This window comes from Streptosporangium sp. G11 (assembly GCF_051192615.1).
Classification (GTDB): domain Bacteria; phylum Actinomycetota; class Actinomycetes; order Streptosporangiales; family Streptosporangiaceae; genus Streptosporangium.
In genome coordinates this window covers 1-4,793 of record NZ_JBPJUQ010000195.1, presented here as the reverse complement: position 1 = coordinate 4,793, position 4,793 = coordinate 1, and the positions used below count along the sequence as shown (strand labels likewise).

The following is a 4,793-nucleotide window of genomic DNA, read 5'->3' as shown; positions in this document are numbered from 1 at the left end:
CGTTGTGGCTGGGGTCGTTGAAGTCCAATATCGGGCACACGCAGGCCGCTGCCGGTGTGGGTGGTGTGATCAAGATGGTCGAGGCGATGCGGCACGGCGTTCTGCCCAAGTCGCTGCACATCGATGAGCCCAGCCCGCATGTGGACTGGTCGGCGGGGTCGGTGGAGTTGCTGACCGAGGCCCGGTCGTGGCCTGAGACGGGACGGCCGCGCCGGGTGGGGGTGTCGTCGTTCGGCGTGTCCGGCACCAACGCCCACGTGATCGTCGAGCAGTCTCCCGAGTCTGTCGAGCAGGCTTCCGCTCCCGCGGAGGTCACCTCTGGCAGCGCGGTGCCGTTGGTGTTGAGCGCGAGTGATGAGGAGGCGTTGCGGGAGCTGGCGGGCCGGTTGGTCGATCTGCTGGCGTATGAGGGTGTGCGTGAGCTGGACATGGGGTGGTCGCTGGCGACGGGGCGTGGGTCGTTGGCCCGCCGTGCGGTGGTCGTCGGACGGGATCGTCAAGAACTGATCGATGGTCTGACGGGGATCGAGGCGGGTCCGGTCGCGGCGGACCTGGGCGAGGTTGTGATGGTCTTCCCCGGCCAGGGGTCGCAGTGGGTGGGAATGGCCACCCATCTGCTGGACTCTTCGCCGGTGTTCGCCGCGAGGATCGCCGAATGTGCCGCCGCGCTGGAGCCGTATGTGGATTGGCCGCTGGTCGAGGTGCTTCGTGATCCCGATGAGGGATCGCTGGAGCGGGTCGATGTCGTGCAGCCGGTCCTGTGGGCGGTGATGGTGTCACTTGCCGGGCTGTGGCGCTCCTTCGGGGTCGAGCCGGCGGCGGTGGTGGGTCACTCCCAGGGCGAGATCGCCGCGGCGGTCGTGGCCGGCGCGTTGTCGTTGGGAGACGGCGCGAAGGTCGTGGCACTGCGCTCCCAGCTGATCGCGCGGCGGCTGGCAGGGCAGGGGACGATGCTGTCGGTGGCGCTGCCCGTCGACCAGGTCGAGGAGCGGTCGAAGGCGTGGGCGGGCCTGTTGTCGGTGGCGGTGGTCAACGGTCTCACCGCCACGGTGGTCGCCGGAGAAGTCACCGCGGTCCAGGAGTTCCAGGCCGCGTGTGCTGCCGACGGGGTCCGGGTCCGTCAGGTTCCGGTGGACTACGCCTCGCACTCACCCCAGGTCGAGCGGATCGAGGCGGAGTTGCTGCGGGTGCTGGAGGGGATCGTCCCGAGGACGGGGGAGGTGCCGTTCTTCTCCACGGTGACCGGTGATTGGCTGGACACCTCCGAGTTGGACGCGGGGTACTGGTACCGGAATCTGCGGAGGCCGGTCCAGTTCGCCCACACGGTCGAAACACTGGCCGGTAGGGGGTTCGGGTACTTCGTCGAGTGCAGTGCCCATCCGGTGCTGACGATGGCGATCGAGGAAGTCGCCGAGAACGCCGCGGTCACCGGCACCCTGCGTCGCGACATGGGAGGTATGGACCAGGTCCTGGCCTCTCTGGCCGAGTTGCATGTTCAGGGCCTGCCGGTGGACTGGGCCCAGGCGTTCGAGGGCACCGACCCGCGCTGGACCGATCTCCCCACCTACCCCTTCCAACGGAGCCACTACTGGTCGACCGGCACGGCCGGACCGGTTGACGCGTCCGGACTGGGATTGATGGGCGCGGGACACCCGCTGCTCGCCGGTGTCGTCGAAGTCGCCGGCAGCGGCTCGGTTGTGCTGACCGGCAGGGTCGCGCTCGACACACATCCCTGGCTGGCCGACCATGCGGTGTTCGGCTCGGTACTGGTCCCGGGCACGGCGTTGGTGGAGCTGGCACTGAGGGCCGGGCAGCAGGTGGGTTGGCGACGCGTCGAGGACCTCACGTTGGAGGCACCGCTGCTGGTGCCCGAGAGCGGTGGGGTGCACATCCAGGTCGTGGTCGGCGGGACTGAGGAATCGGGCCTTCGGAAGGTCGAGGTGTTCTCCCGGCCCGACACGGATGAGGAAACGGCCTGGCAGCGCCATGCCTCCGGTTCGCTGACGCCCGATCAGCACGAGGAACCGGAGGCTCTGGGGGTCTGGCCCCCGGCCGGAGCGTCCGAGGTTCCGATCGACGATGTCTACGGCCGCCTGCTGGACGACGGTTACGGCTACGGGCCCGTGTTCCAGGGGCTTCGCCGGGTCTGGCGTGGCCGGGACGCGATCTACGCCGAGGTCGCCCTCACGGAGGACGAGCAGGCGTCCGCCGAATCGTTCGCGGTGCATCCGGCCCTACTGGACGCCGCTCTGCACGGCGCGTTGCCCGCTACCACCAATGGGGGCCGCCGTCTCCTGCTGCCGTTCTCATGGTCGGGTGTGCGCGTGTTCCAGACGGGCGCGACCCGGCTGCGGGTGCGACTGGCGGAAGTCGGAACGGACACGGTGTCGCTGCTGGTCGCGGACGCCACCGGAGCCCCGGTCGCCGCGGCCGACGCGCTGGCCTTCCGGCCGCTGTCCCGCGACGCGCTGCGGACGGCGGGCGCGGACCTGCTCAAACTGACCTGGACGAAGCCCGCCACGTTGCCGCGCAGCGCGGAGATCACCGATTGGACCGTCCTGGACGGGTTCGGTGAGCTGCCTCATACCGTGACGGCCGTCACCAAATGGGGCCTGCGAAAGCTTCAGGCATGGCTCGCCGAAGAGCACCCCGCGGGCTCGCCGATGGTGGTCGTCACACGGCGCGCGGTCGGTGTAGGGGATGAGGAGCTGCCGGGGCTGGGCGCATCCGGTGTGTGGGGGCTGGTGCGTTCGGCGCAGTCCGAGAACCCGGGCCGGTTCGTTCTGGTGGACTCCGATGAGGATCTGTCGGATGGATTGCTGGCGCGGGTGGTGGCTTCGGGCGAGCCCCAGGTCGCGGTCCGTGCGGGTGAGGCATTCGTGCCGAGGCTGGTTCGCTTGGCGCCGCAGGTGGGGGTTTCGCCTGTGTGGGGCCATGGCCCAGTGTTGATCACCGGTGGTACCGGTGGTCTGGGGGCGGTGCTGGCCCGGCATCTGGTGGTCGAGCACGGTGTCCGTGAGCTGGTGTTGCTGAGCCGCCGTGGTTCTGAGGCTCCAGGGGCGAGGGAGCTCGGCGCCGAATTGACGGAGCTGGGCGCGGCCGTGTCCCTGGTCGCGTGTGACGCCGCCGACCATGCGGCGTTGCGAGTGGTGCTGGCCGAACATCCGGTGACGGCGGTCGTTCATGCGGCCGGTGTGCTGGATGACGGGGTGATCGGTTCCTTGACGGATGAGCAGGTCGAGCGGGTTCTGCGTCCTAAGGCCGACGCGGCCTGGAACCTGCATGAGCTGACCCGTGACCGTGAGTTGACGGCGTTCGTGCTGTATTCGTCGGTCGCCGGTGTGCTGGGTACGGCAGGGCAGGGGAACTACGCTGCGGGTAACACCTATCTGGACGCGCTGGCGCAGCACCGGCGTGCGCTGGGGCTGCCCGCGACCTCCCTTGCCTGGGGTCTGTGGGACGAGTCCGGCGGCATGGCCGGCGCCATGTCGGAGGTCGACCGTCGGCGGCTGGCCCGTAACGGCATGGTCGCGTTGACCGTCGAGGACGCCATGCGCGCTTTCGACCTCGCGACCTCCACCACCGAACCCGTCCTGGCCGTCACCACCCTCGACACCTCTGTACTGCGGGCCCGGTCCGAAGATCTGCCCGTCGTTCTCTCCGAACTCGTCCCCGCTGGCGCTCGCCAGCGCAGGACACCGGCGGCCACCTCGTCTCTGGCGGACCGGATGGCCGAACTCGCACCGGAAGATCGCACGCAGGCGCTGGTGGATCTGGTGCGTGTGCAGGTGGCCAGTGTGCTGGGGCATTCGGATCCGGCCGGTGTCGCGGTGGATCGAGCGTTCCAGGAGCTGGGGTTCGACTCGTTGACCGCTGTGGAGTTGCGTAACCGGCTCACCGCGGCGACCGGGCTGAGGCTCCCCACCACTCTGGTCTTCGACCACCCGTCTCCCACCGAGGTCGTCGCCTACCTCGGCAGCCTCATCTCCGAGGCCGCGGACGCCGCAGGTACCGTCGTGGCCGCCGCCGTGACGGACTCCGACCCCATCGCCATCGTCGGTATCGGCTGCCGCTATCCGGGCGGCATCGCGACACCGGACGACCTGTGGAAGGTCGTGGTGGACGGCCGCGACATGGTGTCCGGCTTCCCCGACAACCGAGGGTGGGACCTGGACAACCTGTTCGACCCGAACCCGGACGCTGTCGGCAAGTCCACTACGCGAAGCGGCGGTTTCCTGCATGACGCGGCTGAGTTCGATGCCGGGTTCTTCGGGATCTCTCCGCGTGAGGCTCAGGCGATGGATCCGCAGCAGCGGTTGTTGCTGGAGACGGCGTGGGAGGCGTTCGAGCGGGCGGGGATCGATCCGGTGTCGGTGCGTGGAACGCGGACGGGGGTGTTCGCCGGAGTCATGTACAACGACTACGGATCGCGGCCGAACCTCCCTGCCAAGGAGTTCGAAGGCTACCTGTTCAACGGTAGCGCGGGGAGTGTGGCGTCGGGCCGGGTGTCGTACACGTTCGGGTTGGAGGGGCCGGCGGTGACGGTAGACACGGCGTGCTCGTCGTCTTTGGTGGCGCTGCACCTGGCCGCCAGTTCGCTCCGCCAAGGCGAATGCGACATGGCCCTCGCAGGCGGCGTCGCGGTCATGGCCACACCCGGCAACTTCATTGAATTCTCCCGTCAGCGGGCATTGTCGGCTGACGGGCGGTGTCGTCCGTTCGCGGCGGGGGCTGATGGTACCGGTTGGGCGGAGGGTGTCGGGTTGCTGGTGTTGGAGCGGTTGTCGGATGCG

The 4,793-nt window shown here is 69.1% G+C and carries 1 protein-coding gene; it reads left to right on the top strand.

Translation table 11 applies throughout. The features are described 5' to 3' along the window. Positions 1–4,793, top strand: a 4,793-nt coding sequence (locus ACSDR0_RS49405) for an SDR family NAD(P)-dependent oxidoreductase (protein ID WP_435295926.1), incomplete at both ends; no start/stop codon positions are given.